This is a genomic window from Hanamia caeni (genome assembly GCF_003721595.1).
Taxonomy (GTDB): domain Bacteria; phylum Bacteroidota; class Bacteroidia; order Chitinophagales; family Chitinophagaceae; genus Ginsengibacter; species Ginsengibacter caeni.
Window position 1 is genome coordinate 270,369 of record NZ_RJJR01000001.1, and the last position, 14,786, is coordinate 285,154.

Genomic DNA, 14,786 nt, shown 5'->3' on the forward strand with positions numbered 1-14,786 from the left:
CTAAAAATTACAGAGCATAGAATGATCAATATTACTTTTCCTGATGGGGCTGTAAGGCAATACGAACAAGGGGTTTCATCAATGGAGATTGCAAAGTCAATCAGCGCGGGGCTGGCAAGAAAAATTCTTGCAGCGGAGGTTAATGGTGAAGTGTGGGATCTGTCGCGTCCCATAAAAGAAGACGCTACGGTCAATTTTTTGAAATGGGAGGATGAAAAGGGAAAATCAACATTCTGGCATTCTTCTGCTCACCTGATGGCCGAGGCGGTAGAAGATACTTTTCCGGGAGTAAAATTTTGGGTAGGCCCTCCCATCGAAAACGGATTTTATTATGACATGGATCTTGGTGATAGCGTAATTACGGACAGCGATCTGGAGAAGCTGGAAAATAAAATGAAAGAACTGAGCAAACAAGATAATCCATATTTGCGCAAGGAAATTTCAAAGGCTGACGCTATAAAATATTTTGAAGAAAAGGGAGATGAGTACAAACTGGATTTGCTTTCTGGCCTTGAGGATGGAAAAATTACTTTTTATTCGCAGGGGCAATTTACTGACTTATGCCGCGGTCCTCACATTCCATCTACCGGTTTCATAAAAGGCATCAAGCTTACCAATATTGCCGGCGCCTATTATAAAGGGGATGAAAAAAATAAAATGCTCACACGCATTTATGGCATTACATTTCCCAATCAAAAGGAGTTGGATGAATACCTTGTGTTTCTGGAAGAAGCAAAAAAGAGAGATCACCGCAAAATAGGGAAGGAACTGGAATTGTTTACCTTTTCTGAAAAGGTGGGAGCAGGCTTGCCTATGTGGTTGCCGAAGGGAGCCATGCTCCGGCAACGGCTACAGGATTTTATGCAGAAAGCGCAGATGGAATCAGGGTATGTTCCTGTAATTACACCTCACATCGGGTCGAAAAGCCTGTATGTTACCAGCGGGCACTATGAAAAATATGGAAAAGATAGTTTTCAGCCCATAAAAACCCCCGTTGAAGGTGAAGAATTTCTTCTAAAACCGATGAACTGCCCTCACCATTGTGAAATTTATAAATCGGCGCCGAGAAGCTATAAAGATTTGCCCATCCGCCTTGCAGAATTTGGAACTGTGTACCGTTATGAACAATCGGGTGAATTACACGGGCTCACCAGGGTGCGCGGCTTTACCCAGGATGATGCGCATTTGTTTTGCATGCCGGAGCAGGTAAAAGATGAATTTAAAAAAGTAATCGACCTCGTTTTATATACTTTTAAATCTCTTGGTTTTAATGATTATACAGCACAGATTTCACTTCGCGATAAAAACGACCGCACAAAATATATAGGAAGCGATGAAAACTGGGAACGCGCGGAAAAAGATATTGTGGAAGCGGTGAGTGAGAAGGGATTGGAAAATGTGGTGATTGAATATGGAGAAGCCGCCTTCTATGGCCCCAAGCTGGATTTTATGGTTCGTGATGCCATCGGCAGAAAGTGGCAGTTGGGAACCATCCAGGTTGATTATAATTTGCCTGAAAGATTCGACCTTATTTATATTGGAGAAGACAATGCGAAACACCGGCCAGTGATGATACATCGTGCACCATTTGGAAGCCTGGAAAGGTTTATAGCGGTATTGATAGAAAATTGTGCAGGTAAATTTCCGATGTGGCTTGTGCCCGTGCAGGTGAAAATTTTGCCAATAAGCGATAAATTTAAATCTTATGCTGAAAATGTTTTATTTCAATTAAAAAATAATGATATTCGTGCTGAAATTGACGACCGGAGCGAGAAGATAGGCAGAAAAATCAGGGATACAGAATTGGCTAAAATTCCGGTAATGCTTATTATTGGTGAAAAAGAAGTGAACGACCAGAAGGTTTCCGTAAGAAGGCAGGGAAAGGGGGATTTAGGATCAAAATCACTTGACGAAGTGATTAAGGAAATCAGGGAAGAAGTTGGAAATAAAACACAGTAAATTGAAGAATTTAACAATTTGGTTCAGTGACTACGACTCAATCTTTTAAAATCTATGAAATTTTGCAGCGTCATTTTAATAATAAGGATGATGCAAAAATTGTAGTACCGGAAATTGAACAAATCATTGAAGCAAAACTTGAAAGCAAATCAAATCTTCTTTCTACAAAAGAAGATATTTCGACGTTAAAACAGGATTTATTAAGATTCCAAATAGAAGTTGAAAAAAGATTTAATAATAATATTATTTGGATAGTGAGTACCGGAATAGCTGTCGTAGGATTAATATTGTCGATAATCAAAATATTCTTAATCAAATAGAAATAAATTTATAACCTAAAATCAATTAATGGCATTTCCACCGCGCCCGAGGGGCTTTAATCCGCGTTTTAAAAAAGAACAACAACAAGAACACCGTACCAATCACATGATAAGAGTGCCGCAAGTACGGTTAGTTGGTGAAAATATTGAAGCCGGAATTTATAACACAATAGAAGCACAAAGAATTGCAAATGAACAAGGTCTTGACCTTGTAGAAATATCTCCCAATGCTGACCCACCCGTTTGTAAGATAATAGACTATAATAAGTTTCTTTATGAAAAAAAGAAACGTGAAAAGGATATGAAGGCCAAAAGCAAAGTTTCTGAAGTAAAAGAAATTCGCTTTACGCCCAACACCGATGACCATGATTTTGATTTCAAATCAAAACATGCTGAAAATTTTTTAAAAGATGGCAACAAGGTAAAAGCTTACGTGCAGTTCAAGGGCCGCGCCATTATGTTTAAGGAAAGAGGCGAATTATTGTTGCTAAAATTTGCCGAAAGGCTGGTAGATGTAGGTACTCTTGAAAGCATGCCCAAATTAGAGGGAAAAAGAATGTTTGCTATTTTTGCCCCGAAAAGTCAGAAGAAAAAATAAATCTGCAGCATTTTTATAAAGGCACTACCTCCGCGTAGTGCTTTTTTGTGGCCTGTTAACAGAAACAGATAGTTAATTTACAGCCTTTTAATTAAATCATTTTCATTTGTAAAATAATGTAGGTTATTTTGCGTTTTAGAGACGTATTATTACGCTTACTTAGTTTTAGTAATTGTTCGTTGTAATTCATTATATACAAATCAAAACTTTGTGGGCATGCTAACAATAATAAACTCATTGAAATTATGAAAGAAGAAACCGGGAATGTGATCAGTGTGATGATTGTGGACGATCATGTTCTTTACAGGGCAGGGGTGAAAACTGCTCTTTCCTCCAAAAAGGATATTAAAATAATTGCTGAAGCGGATAATGGCGCTCATCTTCTGAATATGCTGAAGGGTATTAAACCCGATGTAATTTTACTAGATATTCAGATGCCGATAATGGACGGTATTACTGCACTGCCTGAAATCAAAAAGAATTATCCGGGCATCAAAGTAATTATGCTCACATTGCTGGACGACCAGAGTGTAATTACCAAACTGATGGAACTTGGCGCTAACAGCTATCTCGTAAAAACTTCCGATGCGGAAGTAATTTATGAGGCCATCAAAACATGCTATCAACAGGAATTCTATTTTAATGCATTGACCAATAAAGCATTGCTCAATAACCTGAGGCAAAAAAATGTAGCCTCTCCTTTTAGGGCTTCGCACGAGGATACCGTACTTTCTGATAAAGAAATTACGATCCTGAGGCTGATGTGTGAAGAAAAAAGCACACGTGAAATTGCGGAAGCAGTTGATCTCAGTCCACGAACTATTGAAGCTATCCGTGACAAATTAAAAGTGAAAACCGGCACCAAAAGCACCGCCGGACTCATCATGTACGCTGTTAAAAATAACCTGCTCGACCAGGAGAGTTAATCGTATTTACCGAGCCTGACTATTTATTTTGCTCATTCAATATATAAAGGAATGGGCAATTTTTTTTTGCCGACAGTAAATGAACTTTTATCTCTTGTTTTTATTTTCCGTTAAGCAGAAAATTTAAAGCTGCTTCAATAGATTATTCTATTTCAAAAATAAATCATGGCTTAGTTCGTTGTGAATGCCGGATTTTTTGCGGAGGTTTTGATAAATCTGCATTAATTGTTTTATTGCATTTTGCCCGTCTGTGCCAAGGCCAATTGAAAAATTATTTACATACAAATCAATATGCTTTTTCATTACCTCTTCTTCCATTTCCTGTGAATGTTTTTTAATATAATCCGAAATAAAAGGATAGTTGGCAAATGAGTACTCAATACTTTTTTTAATGAGTGCATCAACGTCTTTGAGAATATTTTGCTCTAGTGACCTCTTGCCAACGATGCCTCCTAAAGGTATTGGCAGCGAAGTTTTTTCTTCCCAGTAATTTCCCAGGTCTACGATTTTGTACAAACCTTTATTCATATAAGTGAAGCGGTTTTCATGAATGATGACGCCCAATATCTCATCAGAATTTAACACAGCATCTTCTATTTCATCGTATCTTTTGAACACTTTATTTTTTGCATTTGGAAAAGCAAGTGAAAACAAAAGATGAGCCGTAGTATTTTCTCCGGGAATAGCAATGTTGTAGTTTTCGACTTTTGCAAAATCCACAGGCTTTTTGGAAATGAGTAGCGGCCCAACGCCTTTGCCTAAAGCGCTTCCGCTGTTGAGCACCTTATACTTTTCGGCCACAAGTGGCAATACGCCATAGCTGATTTTAGTAAAATCCAATGTTTCCTTTTTTGCCAGTTCATTCAGCGTTTCCACATCTTCCAATCTTACCGAAAAATGATAATCGCCTGTATCTATTTTTTTATTTACCAGCGCATCAAAAATAAAAGTATCGTTAGGGCACGGAGAAAACCCAAGAGTAAAATTCATATCCTTATTTATTATATGTCGCCAATTATTTTTATCAATTCATTGTTGAGATTTCTGATTGCTGAATCTATCGTCCATCTCGATTTATCTCTTTCACCTACCACATTTGAAATACTTCTTATTTGCAAAAAATCTATTTTCTGCTGAAGACAAACATAATGAAATGCAGCGCCTTCCATGCTTTCAATATCTGAGTGGTACTTTTCCCTTGATTTTTCATTGCGAGCAATGTTGTCGCTTACCATATTAACGGTGATGGCGGTTGCCGCCGATAAAGGGATTTTTTCTAAAACCCCGGATGGATTCGGAAGTTTTCCATCAGAAAACGGGAATTCATTTTTATCCAAAAATCCATATTCAAAAAGAGTTTGAAAGGCACCTTTTTCTTCAATTCCTACATCAGCAAAAGAATCTTCCTTTACAACTAAAACCGCGCCCGGATTGAACTTCCCGGGAAACATGCCTGCTATGCCGGCCTGTATGATAAGGTCGTAATGATTGGTAAGCAACTTTTTTGTGAGATGATAAATTGTAGCTGTAATCCCGATGCCTGTTATAAGAATTTCAACATTCTTTTGCGTTTGAATAAGTGGTTTAATTTCAAATTCAGTAGCAGCCACAATCAGTACTTTCATGCTGCGAATTTCGCAATTCCCTCCATATTATGAATTCATCGGGTTACCTTTGAAAAAAAATTGGCATCCTCATGATATTTTTAACGCGGGTAGAACACTTTAATGCTGCTCATAAATTGTATAATGAAGCGTGGAGCAAAGAAAAAAATGAAGAGGAATTTGGTAAGTGTGCCAATGAAAACTGGCATGGCCACAACTATGATTTGCACGTAACGGTAAAGGGCGAAGTGTCTGCTGACACAGGATTTGTAATCAATGCGTCCACCTTAGGAAAATTGATTAACAAGTTTGTTATCGAAGAAATTGACCATAAAAACCTGAATGTAGATGTAGCGATGATGAAAGGAAAACTTTGTTCGGCAGAAAATCTTGCCATCGCTATTTGGCAACAGCTATCGCTCCATTTACCGCCCGGCGTGATATTACACTCTGTAAAACTTTATGAAACCCCAAGGATTTTTGTAGAATATTTTGGGAGTTAAAAAAATAATTATTCAACATCAATAATGAACAAGAAGGTATCGGTTTTTAGAAAACAACATTTTTGTGCGGCCCACAGGCTTAACAACCCGGAATGGGACGTGAATAAAAATGTAGCGGTATTTGGTAAATGCAACAATCCAAATTACCATGGCCATAATTATGAACTGGTGGTAAAAGTAACAGGTGAACCCGCGCCTGACACGGGATTTGTAATAGATCTAAAACTTCTGAGCGACCTGATAAAGCAGCACGTTACTAATAAATTGGATCACCGGAATCTTAACCTGGATATTGCCGAATTTTCACACATGAACCCTACTACAGAAAATATCGCAATTCTTATTTATAATATTCTTCGCGAAAAAATAGATGATGAGTTACAACTGCAGGTGCGCCTGTATGAAACCGAAAGAAATTTTGTGGAATATCCGGCAGCCTGATTTTATTTTTGCTAAAAAAAGAACATGTATGGCTTATAAAAGAATTGAGCATTACGATGAAGATGTGACCAATGATCTCATTAAAAATTACAGGGAAACCATCAGGCTCATTGGCGAAGATCCTGATCGGGAGGGATTAATAAAAACGCCTAAGCGTATTGCAAAAGCAATGCAATATTGTACCCAGGGATACGGGCAGGATGCAGGCGCTGTGTTGAATTCAGCTAAATTTCATGAAGACATCAGCGAAATGATCGTGGTAAAAAATATCGAATTATACAGCATGTGTGAGCACCACATGCTTCCTTTTTTTGGAAAAGCGCATATCGCATATATCCCGAACGGCTGGATAACCGGCCTGAGCAAAATTGCCCGCGTCGTTGATATTTTCTCTAAAAGATTGCAAGTGCAGGAGCGATTAACCACCCAGATTTTAGACGCGATCAAAGATGCTCTGAATCCTTTGGGAGTGGGGGTAGTTATTGAAGCCGAACATTTATGCATGATGATGCGCGGCGTGCAAAAACAAAATTCTGTTACCACCACCTCTGCATTTTTTGGCGAGTTTGAAAAACAAACCACAAGGCATGAGTTTATCAGTTTAATAAGTGCAGACCTTATCAAAAGAAAATAAAAAATAGAAATTATGGCGCACGCTTTTGTTTTTCCCGGACAGGGATCGCAATTTATTGGAATGGGTAAAAACCTGTATGATGAAAATGAACAGGCAAAATTGTTGTTTGATGAAGCCAATGACATACTTGGCTTTCCGATTTCTGACGTTATGTTTTTTGGAACTGCAGATGAGTTGAAACAGACGAATGTTACGCAACCCGCGGTTTTTTTACATTCTGTAATTGCCTTTAAAACGCTGGCAACTGCAACGCCGGATATGGTAGCCGGACATTCGCTCGGCGAATTCTCTGCATTGGTGGCAAATGGTTGTTTAAGTTTTTCAGATGCGCTTAATTTGGTGGCAGTGAGAGCAAAAGCGATGCAGAAAGCCTGCGAAATAAACCCTTCTACTATGGCGGCTATCCTCGCGCTTGATGATAAAAAAGTAGAAGAAATTTGCGCTTCCATAATAAATGAAATTGTAGTACCCGCTAATTATAATTGCCCCGGACAGATTGTGATTTCAGGCTCTGTCAAAGGAATTGAGGAAGCATGTGTTTTATTAAAAGAAGCTGGTGCAAAACGGGCGCTGGTTCTTCCTGTGGGTGGCGCTTTTCATTCGCCTTTGATGCAGCCGGCAAAAGAAGAATTATCCGAAGCGATTGAAAAAACAAAATTTAATATTCCCTTTTGCCCCGTATATCAAAACGTGGTGGCCAAAGCAGTTACCGACCCTTCTGAAATAAAATCAAATCTTATTGCGCAGCTAACCGGGCCGGTAAAATGGACGCAAACTGTGGAGCAAATGATTAATGATGGCGCAACCGAGTTTACAGAATGCGGCCCAGGCAAGGTTTTGCAGGGATTAATTTCAAAGATAAACAAGGAAGTGAAAGTGGATGGAATTGGATAGAGGTTAATGCCAGTTAAATTCTTAATAGATAAGTTTAGGAAGATTAGTTTTAAAAAGGTTTAGATAGTTTAGTTCTCCAACAAGGTTTTCTCTTCTTAATTTCTTTAACAGATTTGCCAAAATAAAAAATCGAAATATTTATTCCTTCACTGTCTTTTTATCGTTGGGCTTAATTTAAAAATAGAATTATCTTCAATAAATCAATAGAAGATTATCATGAAGATTATTTTTTCCATATTACTGATGACAATAATTACAACAGGCTTTTCTCAAATAAAATATCCTGATACAAAAAAAGTTGACCAGGAAGATAATTATTTTGGAACCATTATAAAAGACCCATACCGCTGGCTGGAAGACGATAACAGCGCTGAAACCAAAGCGTGGGTTATAGAGGAAAATAAAGTCACGCAGGATTACTTATCTAAAGTTCCTTTTAGAGAAAAAGTAAAAGCCCGACTTAAAGAAATGTGGAATTATACCAAATATGGTGCGCCATTTAAAGAAGGTGATTTTTATTATTTCTATAAAAATGACGGATTGCAAAACCAGTCTGTATTGTACCGGCAGAAAGGATTACAGGCACAACCTGAAGTTTTTATTGACCCGAATAAATTGAGCAGCGATGGCACTGCATCTATAAATACACCTTCGTTTAGCAGAAATAATAAATACGCAGTTTACCTGGAAGCACAGGCAGGCAGCGATTGGGAAATTGCTCACCTGATGAATGTGGCAGACAAGAGTTTGCTAAAAAATGAGTTGCGTTTTATAAAATTTAGCGGCACATCCTGGAAAGACGATGAAGGTTTTTATTACAGCCGCTATCCTGAAACTGATGATAAAGAAAAGCTGACGCAACAAAACCAGCATCACAAAGTTTATTATCACATGATTGGCACACCACAGAAAGACGACAAATTAATTTATGAGGACACAGAACATCCGTTAAGAATAATAGGAGCGCACCTTACAGAAGATGAACGCTTTTTAACTATAACCAAAAGCGAAGGCACAAGCGGCTCTGAAATTTGGGTGAAGGACATGAAAAATTCTTCTGCAAAAAATGATTTTGTTTTATTGATAAAAGGCTTCGATACTGAATCAAATGTGATAGATAATGATGGTGATAAAATTTTGGTTCGCACAAATGCAGGCGCGCCAAATTATAAAGTGGTTTTAATTGACCCAAAAAATCCATCAGCAAAAAATTGGGAAACGGTGATTCCTGAGAGAAAAGAATTGCTGGAAACTGCAGGAACTGCCGGTGGAAAATTATTTCTAACGTATTTGCAAGACGCATCAAGCAGAGTATATCAAACAGATTATAAAGGCCATTATGCCAGGCATGTTGAATTGCCTGGAATAGGCACTGCGGTCGGCTTTTCAGCCCATAAAAAAGATAAAGAACTTTTTTATTCCTATACGTCTTTTGATTACCCCACCGCCACATTCAGGTATAACATTGAAGATAACACGTCCACCTTATTTCGGAAAAGTGAAGCGAAAGTGAATGCGGATAATTATCAAACGTTGCAATCATTTTGCATCAGCAAAGACGGTACAAAAGTGCCGATGTTTATCACCTATAAAAAAGGACTAAAGCTGGATGGAAATAATCCGGTGTTAATGTATGGGTATGGTGGCTTCAATATTTCACTTACGCCGGCGTTTTCTATTTCAAATGCATTTTTTCTTGACCAGGGCGGCGTGTTTGTAGAAGTGAATCTTCGCGGTGGAAGTGAGTATGGCGAAGCATGGCACGAAGGAGGAATGTTACAAAACAAGCAAAATGTTTTTGATGATTTTATAGCCGCGGCTGAATTTTTAATTGAAAAAAAATATACCAATCCTTCCAAATTAGCCATACGCGGAGGCAGCAATGGCGGCTTGTTAGTAGGCGCTGTAATGAGTCAGCGGCCCGAACTTTTTAAAGTGGCAATCCCCCAGGTAGGTGTGATGGATATGTTGCGCTATCATAAATTTACCATCGGCTGGGCGTGGGCTACTGAATATGGAAGAAGCGATAATGAAAAAGATTTCAAGAATCTTATTAAATACTCTCCCTTGCAAAATTTAAAGCCCGGTGTAAAATACCCGGCCACGCTGGTGACAACGGCAGACCATGACGATCGCGTAGTGCCTGCTCACAGTTTTAAATTTGCTGCAACCTTGCAGGCTTACAACGATGGAACCAATCCCACATTAATCCGGATTGAAACCAAAGCCGGGCATGGCGGAGGGAAACCTACCGACAAGCAAATTGAAGAAGCCGCCGATATCTGGAGTTTTGTGATGTACAATTTGGGAATGGATTTTAAATAAATCATATTTAGCTACCAAAATAAAAATTCCGGCTAAAAGTTTGTTCACTGTTTTCAAAAGAAAAGCCACTTCGGATTGAAGCGGCTTTTCTTTATTAAAAGATAATTACTAAACTGCCCTGGCTCTTTTTATCAGCCTCATTCCAAAATAAAGCAGGTGAATAAAGGCAAATACAAGTGAAAAGTAATACAATGCAATATCAGGAACCGGGGCGCTATAATGATGTGCAAAAGCGAGAATGATTAATAACACAGCCAACGAAATTCCACAAATACCCACAGTCTTATTTCCTTTTCTATCAAAAGCGCCATCTATATTGAGGTGACTTCTTTTCATTCCGTAAGCCAGATAAATATCAAGGCCGATCAGCATCCAAACTATCAGGCGTATCCAGGTATCAAACGGAAGAAATACCATCATGCCAAGGCAAACCAGCACGCCTAAAATAGGAATCAATGGAACAAATGGCACTCTGAATGCGCGCGGAGCATCTTTCATGCTTCGGCGCATTACCAATACGCCCAGGCACACTAAAATAAATGCGAACAAAGTTCCTATGCTCGTCATTTCACCTACAATTCTTCCCGGAACTAACGCGGCAAACGCACTCACAAAAATCATAAACAGCAGGTTTGATTTGAAAGGAGTGCGGTGTTTACTGTGGATTTGAGAAAATACTTTTGGAAGCAATCCATCAGTGCTCATTGAATAAAAAACACGGCTTTGCCCTAAAAGCATAACCAATATCACTGACGAATATCCCAGTAGAATGGCAATAATAATCATTGTGTTTAACCAGGGATAGGCCGGTGTAACAATTCCATTAATACCCACAGGCCCCATTTGTTTAATGGCGATGGCAACCGGTGCCAGGTCGGCACTTCCTCCCACATTAAACATTTTGTAATTCGCCACGCCGGTCATCACATAAGCAAAGAAAATATAGAGAACTGTGCAGATGGCAAGCGAGCCTAATATCCCGATGGGCATAGCCTTCTTCGGGTTTTTAGTTTCCTGCGCCGCTGTCGACACAGCATCAAATCCAATATATGCAAAGAAAACGACCGCCGCTGCCCGTATAATTCCTGACCATCCAAAGCTTCCGAATGTTCCGGTATTTTTTGGAATTAGCGGCTTTAAATTTTCGGGGCGAATATATTGGAAACCGATAACTACAAATACAATTACAATTGAGACTTTTAAAACCACAATGATACCATTTACCCAGGCAGATTCACTTGTGCCGCGTATCAGTATCAGCGACATGATTACTACTATAAATACTGCCGGCAAATTAAAAAATCCATGAATTATTTCTCCGCTGGTTGTGGTCACAGAATCAAATGGTGTCATCATAAGCTCGGGCGGCAGCGCTACACCAAATGATTTAAATAATTCTCCAAAATATCCCGCCCAACTGGATGCCACCGTAGCTGCACCAACCGCGTATTCCAAAACCAAATCCCAGCCAATAATCCAGGCGATGAACTCGCCCATGGTAGCATAAGAATAGGTATAAGCACTTCCTGCAACGGGAATCATAGAAGCAAATTCAGCATAGCAAAGGCCGGCAAATGCACAACCAACAGCTGCGATCACGAATGAAATCATAATGCCCGGCCCGGCATAATTTGCGGCAGCCATCCCGGTGATCGAAAATAATCCTGCGCCAATAACAGCTCCAATACCTAAAGCGACTAATGACATTGGCCCCAATGTGCGTTTAAGGGTTTGATCGCCGGTTTGAGACGCTTCATTAAGCAGCACATTGATTGGTTTTCTAACAAACAAACTCATTTTGGGTTGTTTTTTTTTAAAGATGCGGAAAAGTAAGGAATAATTTAAAAAAACCGCAAAAAGTTTTAATGCACTACAAAGCCTAAAACCTTACAATTGCGCATTATCCATTGTTACAGAAGTTTGGCTAATAATAAAGTTGACATCAGGCCAGCGGAATCCTTCTCATCCTTCTAAATTCAACGGCCTTTATTGAATAAGAACTTCCTGGTATAGCATTAAAATAAAAAACAGGATATTTATTGATTTGCTGTATCGTTCTAAACTTCTAGTAGGTAAATGAGATTCTTTAGTGGCATGAATAATGTGCAATTAATAAGCAGGCTTTGCTCGTTGGCATCACTCCCTGTTGACAATAAAATTTCAATCGAATGGATAAATTAAATACAATCATAGCGGTAAAAGATGTGGATAGCAGCGCAAAGTGGTATTCCGGAATATTTGATTTCACCAATGCGTCGCCGGAAGGCCACGGTTTTGCTGTGTTGAAATCCTCCAACGGCGAAGTTGTTTTATTACTTCATCAATGGAAAATGGATCACCACCCCACATTGGAAGATGATACGATTACAGCCGGCAACGGGTTAATGCTTTATTTCCGGACAGAAAATATGCAATCGTTCTACAAAAAAGCTAAAGATGCAGGCTGTGTAATCGAGGAAGATATCCATTTAAACCCCAATTCCGCAAAAAGAGAATTCGCTCTTCGCGATCCTGACGGATATTATTTGGTGGTTAGCGAATTTCATGAATTTGATAATTAAGCAAGGCCATAGCAGCACTTCCGTTTTTTACAATTTTCCCGGTTGCTGCAGGTTTAATTTTGTTGCTGAAAAAATAATCAAAATGGAAAATAAAAACTATAGTGCTGCTATTGAAGTAGCACAATCGCCTGAAGAAGCATTCAGCAGTATTAATAAGGTAACAAAATGGTGGTCAGAAAACCTTGAAGGCAAGACTGAAAATTTAAATGATGAATTTATTATTGATTGGGGCGATGGAAATTTTGTTGCCTTCAAAATAATTGAGTCAGTTCCGGGTAAAAAAGTGAGGTGGTTGGTAACAGACAGCAACCTCAATTGGCTTGCCGATAAAAAGGAGTGGAGCAATACTCAAATGGATTTTACTATTGTATCTTCTGACGGCAAGACAAGGATTTCATTTACGCATATCGGTTTGGTTCCCGGGGTAGAATGTTATGAAATGTGCGTAAAGGGTTGGGATCAATTTTTTAAAGGCAGTCTTTATGAACTTATCGCTACAGGAAAAGGGCAGCCACAAATGCGTAAAAAGGTGCAACTGTGATTGAAATAAACATTGATTGCTTTGGCTGGGCTTTTATATTTCCATGATTGCGGCAGGCCTGTTAGTTCTTATTACGAGCAGGGATATAATGATGGCCGAAATAATAAAGACGTCAAAAACAAAAAGATCGCCAAAAATAATCTGTGCAATTGAATGGCCCGGATCGAAATTAAATGTGCCATTTGCAACCATTCTTACCATAGCCACAGTAATAGCAGACCATAAGAGCAACAAAAACATTGATTTTAAAACAAAAGGCCTTCTTTGAAAAATGGCCACCAGTACACCAATGAGTAATCCTGCTGCGAGTAAAATTGCCATAATAACCAACGGCAGCGATTGTAGCTTATGAAAAAGCCCATCGTCAATAATCAGATCGATCATACAATGAACAAAAGTTAATGAAATCGCAATTTGATATGACAGAAACGGCCAGCGAAGAGCAATAATTATTAACAGGCATCCAATAAAGGCGTAGTTGATGATCACTCTTCCCGGAGTTCCTATAATTCCGTAAAGCGTGGTGTCATGCTTCTTAACCACATTCAGGTACGTATCAAATAATTCCAATGTAGCAAATACAAAAAAACCTATCAGAATAAAAGCAATCACCTCTATGGAAAATGAATAATTAATTTTTATTTCTTTTTTTCGATACGAGCGGACGTCTACATTTTGACTCTTCCATGCTGCAAAACCCAGAAAAGCGCCTAATATAAATCCAAACGAAAATTCCATCACCTTCCACCAGTCAGTTATTATGAATGCAGCGCCATACTGAAAGCCAAATGCAATCCAAAGAGATCCCAATCCAAAGCCTAACAGGCCGCCCAACGCGCCATACACAACGAATCTTAAAATAACCTTCCAGTCTTCAGCATTGAGTTTTGTTTTCAGGTAAATTAATAAGCCGGCTGCTCCGAATAAAAATCCTGCCCAAAATTCACTTCTCGGCTTATTAAACGGATCGGAAAAATAGATTACTTTGGGGTCGTTAATTAATTTCAAACCTATCACGAACCCGATTATAAATACCACAAATCCAATGAGAATGGTTTTAAATTTTAGTCTTTGATACACCAGTCCCAAGCCAATAAACAGTCCGCTGAGCAATCCCCATATACCACCTTTAAGACTGGTTCCGAAAAACCCCCACAATAATCCATTGGGCTTGCGGAGAAAACCAATGGTTTGGCTATAGGTCATCGCATCGCCCATGGCTGTTCCTACGGTTCCGAATACGATGGCTGTTGCTGCTAACGAAACCGGAATATCGAGCAAAAGGCAGATGGCAATCATCACCAGCGCTCCGGGAATCATTGCGCCATAAGGACCACCGCCGATAAAACTTCGCAGGCCCCAGCCGAGCATCATAGTAATAGCAGGAAATAAGATGAAGAAGAGTAGCGGGTGTTTGGTTTGAAATGAAACTTTCCTGGGAGAAAAAAATGGATCTTCCGGTATCCTCATTAGTTACAAT

At 39.1% G+C, this 14,786-nt stretch carries 15 protein-coding genes; 11 read left to right on the forward strand and 4 right to left on the reverse strand.

Annotated features, from left to right (window positions below):
• Nucleotides 1–21: 21 nt before the first annotated feature.
• The 4 genes from thrS to EFY79_RS01275 all read left to right on the forward strand — a co-directional run bounded on the left by thrS (nucleotide 22) and on the right by EFY79_RS01275 (nucleotide 3,803).
• Nucleotides 22–1,959: a threonine--tRNA ligase gene (thrS, locus tag EFY79_RS01260; RefSeq protein WP_123118852.1), complete on the forward strand. Its 1,938-nt coding sequence runs from the start codon at nucleotides 22–24 to the stop codon at nucleotides 1,957–1,959.
• A 26-nt stretch (nucleotides 1,960–1,985) separates the two neighbouring features.
• Nucleotides 1,986–2,279, forward strand: a complete 294-nt coding sequence (locus EFY79_RS01265) for a hypothetical protein (RefSeq protein ID WP_123118853.1) — start codon at nucleotides 1,986–1,988, stop codon at nucleotides 2,277–2,279.
• 28 nt (nucleotides 2,280–2,307) lie between these two features.
• Complete coding sequence (infC, locus tag EFY79_RS01270) at nucleotides 2,308–2,877, forward strand: translation initiation factor IF-3 (RefSeq protein WP_123118854.1); 570 nt, start codon at nucleotides 2,308–2,310, stop codon at nucleotides 2,875–2,877.
• A 245-nt stretch (nucleotides 2,878–3,122) separates the two neighbouring features.
• On the forward strand, nucleotides 3,123–3,803 hold the full coding sequence (locus EFY79_RS01275) for a response regulator transcription factor (RefSeq protein ID WP_199727405.1): 681 nt from the start codon (nucleotides 3,123–3,125) through the stop codon (nucleotides 3,801–3,803).
• A gap of 147 nt (nucleotides 3,804–3,950) precedes the next feature.
• Here the strand turns inward: EFY79_RS01275 and EFY79_RS01280 are convergent, their stop codons facing one another.
• Nucleotides 3,951–4,793, reverse strand: a complete 843-nt coding sequence (locus EFY79_RS01280) for a 1,4-dihydroxy-6-naphthoate synthase (protein WP_123118856.1) — start codon at nucleotides 4,791–4,793, stop codon at nucleotides 3,951–3,953.
• Nucleotides 4,794–4,804: 11 nt separating this feature from the next.
• Entirely contained in the window at nucleotides 4,805–5,428 is a 624-nt protein-coding gene (mqnB, locus tag EFY79_RS01285) for a futalosine hydrolase (protein WP_123118857.1), read from the reverse strand.
• A gap of 71 nt (nucleotides 5,429–5,499) precedes the next feature.
• Here mqnB and EFY79_RS01290 point away from each other — a divergent pair, with 71 nt between their 5' ends.
• The 5 genes from EFY79_RS01290 (at nucleotide 5,500) to EFY79_RS01310 (ending at nucleotide 10,204) form a co-directional block, all read left to right on the forward strand.
• Complete coding sequence (locus EFY79_RS01290; RefSeq protein WP_123118858.1) at nucleotides 5,500–5,910, forward strand: 6-pyruvoyl trahydropterin synthase family protein; 411 nt, start codon at nucleotides 5,500–5,502, stop codon at nucleotides 5,908–5,910.
• A 24-nt stretch (nucleotides 5,911–5,934) separates the two neighbouring features.
• Nucleotides 5,935–6,351, forward strand: coding sequence for a 6-pyruvoyl trahydropterin synthase family protein (locus tag EFY79_RS01295; protein ID WP_123118859.1), 417 nt, complete (start codon nucleotides 5,935–5,937; stop codon nucleotides 6,349–6,351).
• A gap of 28 nt (nucleotides 6,352–6,379) precedes the next feature.
• The gene (gene folE, locus EFY79_RS01300; protein ID WP_123119215.1) at nucleotides 6,380–6,985 is read left to right on the forward strand and encodes a GTP cyclohydrolase I FolE; all 606 of its coding nucleotides are present in this window, start codon (nucleotides 6,380–6,382) and stop codon (nucleotides 6,983–6,985) included.
• Between the two features lie 12 nt (nucleotides 6,986–6,997).
• On the forward strand, nucleotides 6,998–7,879 hold the full coding sequence (fabD, locus tag EFY79_RS01305) for an ACP S-malonyltransferase (RefSeq protein ID WP_123118860.1): 882 nt from the start codon (nucleotides 6,998–7,000) through the stop codon (nucleotides 7,877–7,879).
• A 216-nt stretch (nucleotides 7,880–8,095) separates the two neighbouring features.
• Entirely contained in the window at nucleotides 8,096–10,204 is a 2,109-nt protein-coding gene (locus tag EFY79_RS01310) for a prolyl oligopeptidase family serine peptidase (RefSeq protein WP_123118861.1), read from the forward strand.
• 108 nt (nucleotides 10,205–10,312) lie between these two features.
• On the opposite strand, the gene EFY79_RS01315 is transcribed toward EFY79_RS01310, so the two are convergent.
• The gene (locus tag EFY79_RS01315) at nucleotides 10,313–12,001 is read right to left on the reverse strand and encodes an amino acid permease (protein WP_123118862.1); all 1,689 of its coding nucleotides are present in this window, start codon (nucleotides 11,999–12,001) and stop codon (nucleotides 10,313–10,315) included.
• 371 nt (nucleotides 12,002–12,372) lie between these two features.
• Here EFY79_RS01315 and EFY79_RS01320 point away from each other — a divergent pair, with 371 nt between their 5' ends.
• Nucleotides 12,373–12,765 carry a VOC family protein gene (locus EFY79_RS01320; RefSeq protein ID WP_123118863.1) on the forward strand — a complete coding sequence of 131 codons (393 nt, stop codon included), beginning with the start codon at nucleotides 12,373–12,375 and terminating at the stop codon, nucleotides 12,763–12,765.
• 82 nt (nucleotides 12,766–12,847) lie between these two features.
• Nucleotides 12,848–13,306: an SRPBCC family protein gene (locus EFY79_RS01325; protein WP_123119216.1), complete on the forward strand. Its 459-nt coding sequence runs from the start codon at nucleotides 12,848–12,850 to the stop codon at nucleotides 13,304–13,306.
• A gap of 33 nt (nucleotides 13,307–13,339) precedes the next feature.
• Here the strand turns inward: EFY79_RS01325 and EFY79_RS01330 are convergent, their stop codons facing one another.
• Nucleotides 13,340–14,776, reverse strand: a complete 1,437-nt coding sequence (locus EFY79_RS01330; protein ID WP_123118864.1) for a hypothetical protein — start codon at nucleotides 14,774–14,776, stop codon at nucleotides 13,340–13,342.
• Between the last annotated feature and the right edge of the window lie 10 nt (nucleotides 14,777–14,786).

Bases quoted from the DNA above. Each gene is read 5' to 3' on its own strand.
- thrS (WP_123118852.1), top strand. From the start codon at position 22: ATGATCAATATTACTTTTCCTGATGGGGCTGTAAGGCAATACGAACAA.
- infC (WP_123118854.1), top strand. From the start codon at position 2,308: ATGGCATTTCCACCGCGCCCGAGGGGCTTTAATCCGCGTTTTAAAAAA.
- EFY79_RS01275 (WP_199727405.1), top strand. From the start codon at position 3,123: ATGAAAGAAGAAACCGGGAATGTGATCAGTGTGATGATTGTGGACGAT.
- EFY79_RS01280 (WP_123118856.1), bottom strand. From the start codon at position 4,793: ATGAATTTTACTCTTGGGTTTTCTCCGTGCCCTAACGATACTTTTATT.
- mqnB (WP_123118857.1), bottom strand. From the start codon at position 5,428: ATGAAAGTACTGATTGTGGCTGCTACTGAATTTGAAATTAAACCACTT.
- EFY79_RS01290 (WP_123118858.1), top strand. From the start codon at position 5,500: ATGATATTTTTAACGCGGGTAGAACACTTTAATGCTGCTCATAAATTG.
- EFY79_RS01295 (WP_123118859.1), top strand. From the start codon at position 5,935: ATGAACAAGAAGGTATCGGTTTTTAGAAAACAACATTTTTGTGCGGCC.
- folE (WP_123119215.1), top strand. From the start codon at position 6,380: ATGGCTTATAAAAGAATTGAGCATTACGATGAAGATGTGACCAATGAT.
- fabD (WP_123118860.1), top strand. From the start codon at position 6,998: ATGGCGCACGCTTTTGTTTTTCCCGGACAGGGATCGCAATTTATTGGA.
- EFY79_RS01310 (WP_123118861.1), top strand. From the start codon at position 8,096: ATGAAGATTATTTTTTCCATATTACTGATGACAATAATTACAACAGGC.
- EFY79_RS01315 (WP_123118862.1), bottom strand. From the start codon at position 12,001: ATGAGTTTGTTTGTTAGAAAACCAATCAATGTGCTGCTTAATGAAGCG.
- EFY79_RS01320 (WP_123118863.1), top strand. From the start codon at position 12,373: ATGGATAAATTAAATACAATCATAGCGGTAAAAGATGTGGATAGCAGC.
- EFY79_RS01325 (WP_123119216.1), top strand. From the start codon at position 12,848: ATGGAAAATAAAAACTATAGTGCTGCTATTGAAGTAGCACAATCGCCT.
- EFY79_RS01330 (WP_123118864.1), bottom strand. From the start codon at position 14,776: ATGAGGATACCGGAAGATCCATTTTTTTCTCCCAGGAAAGTTTCATTT.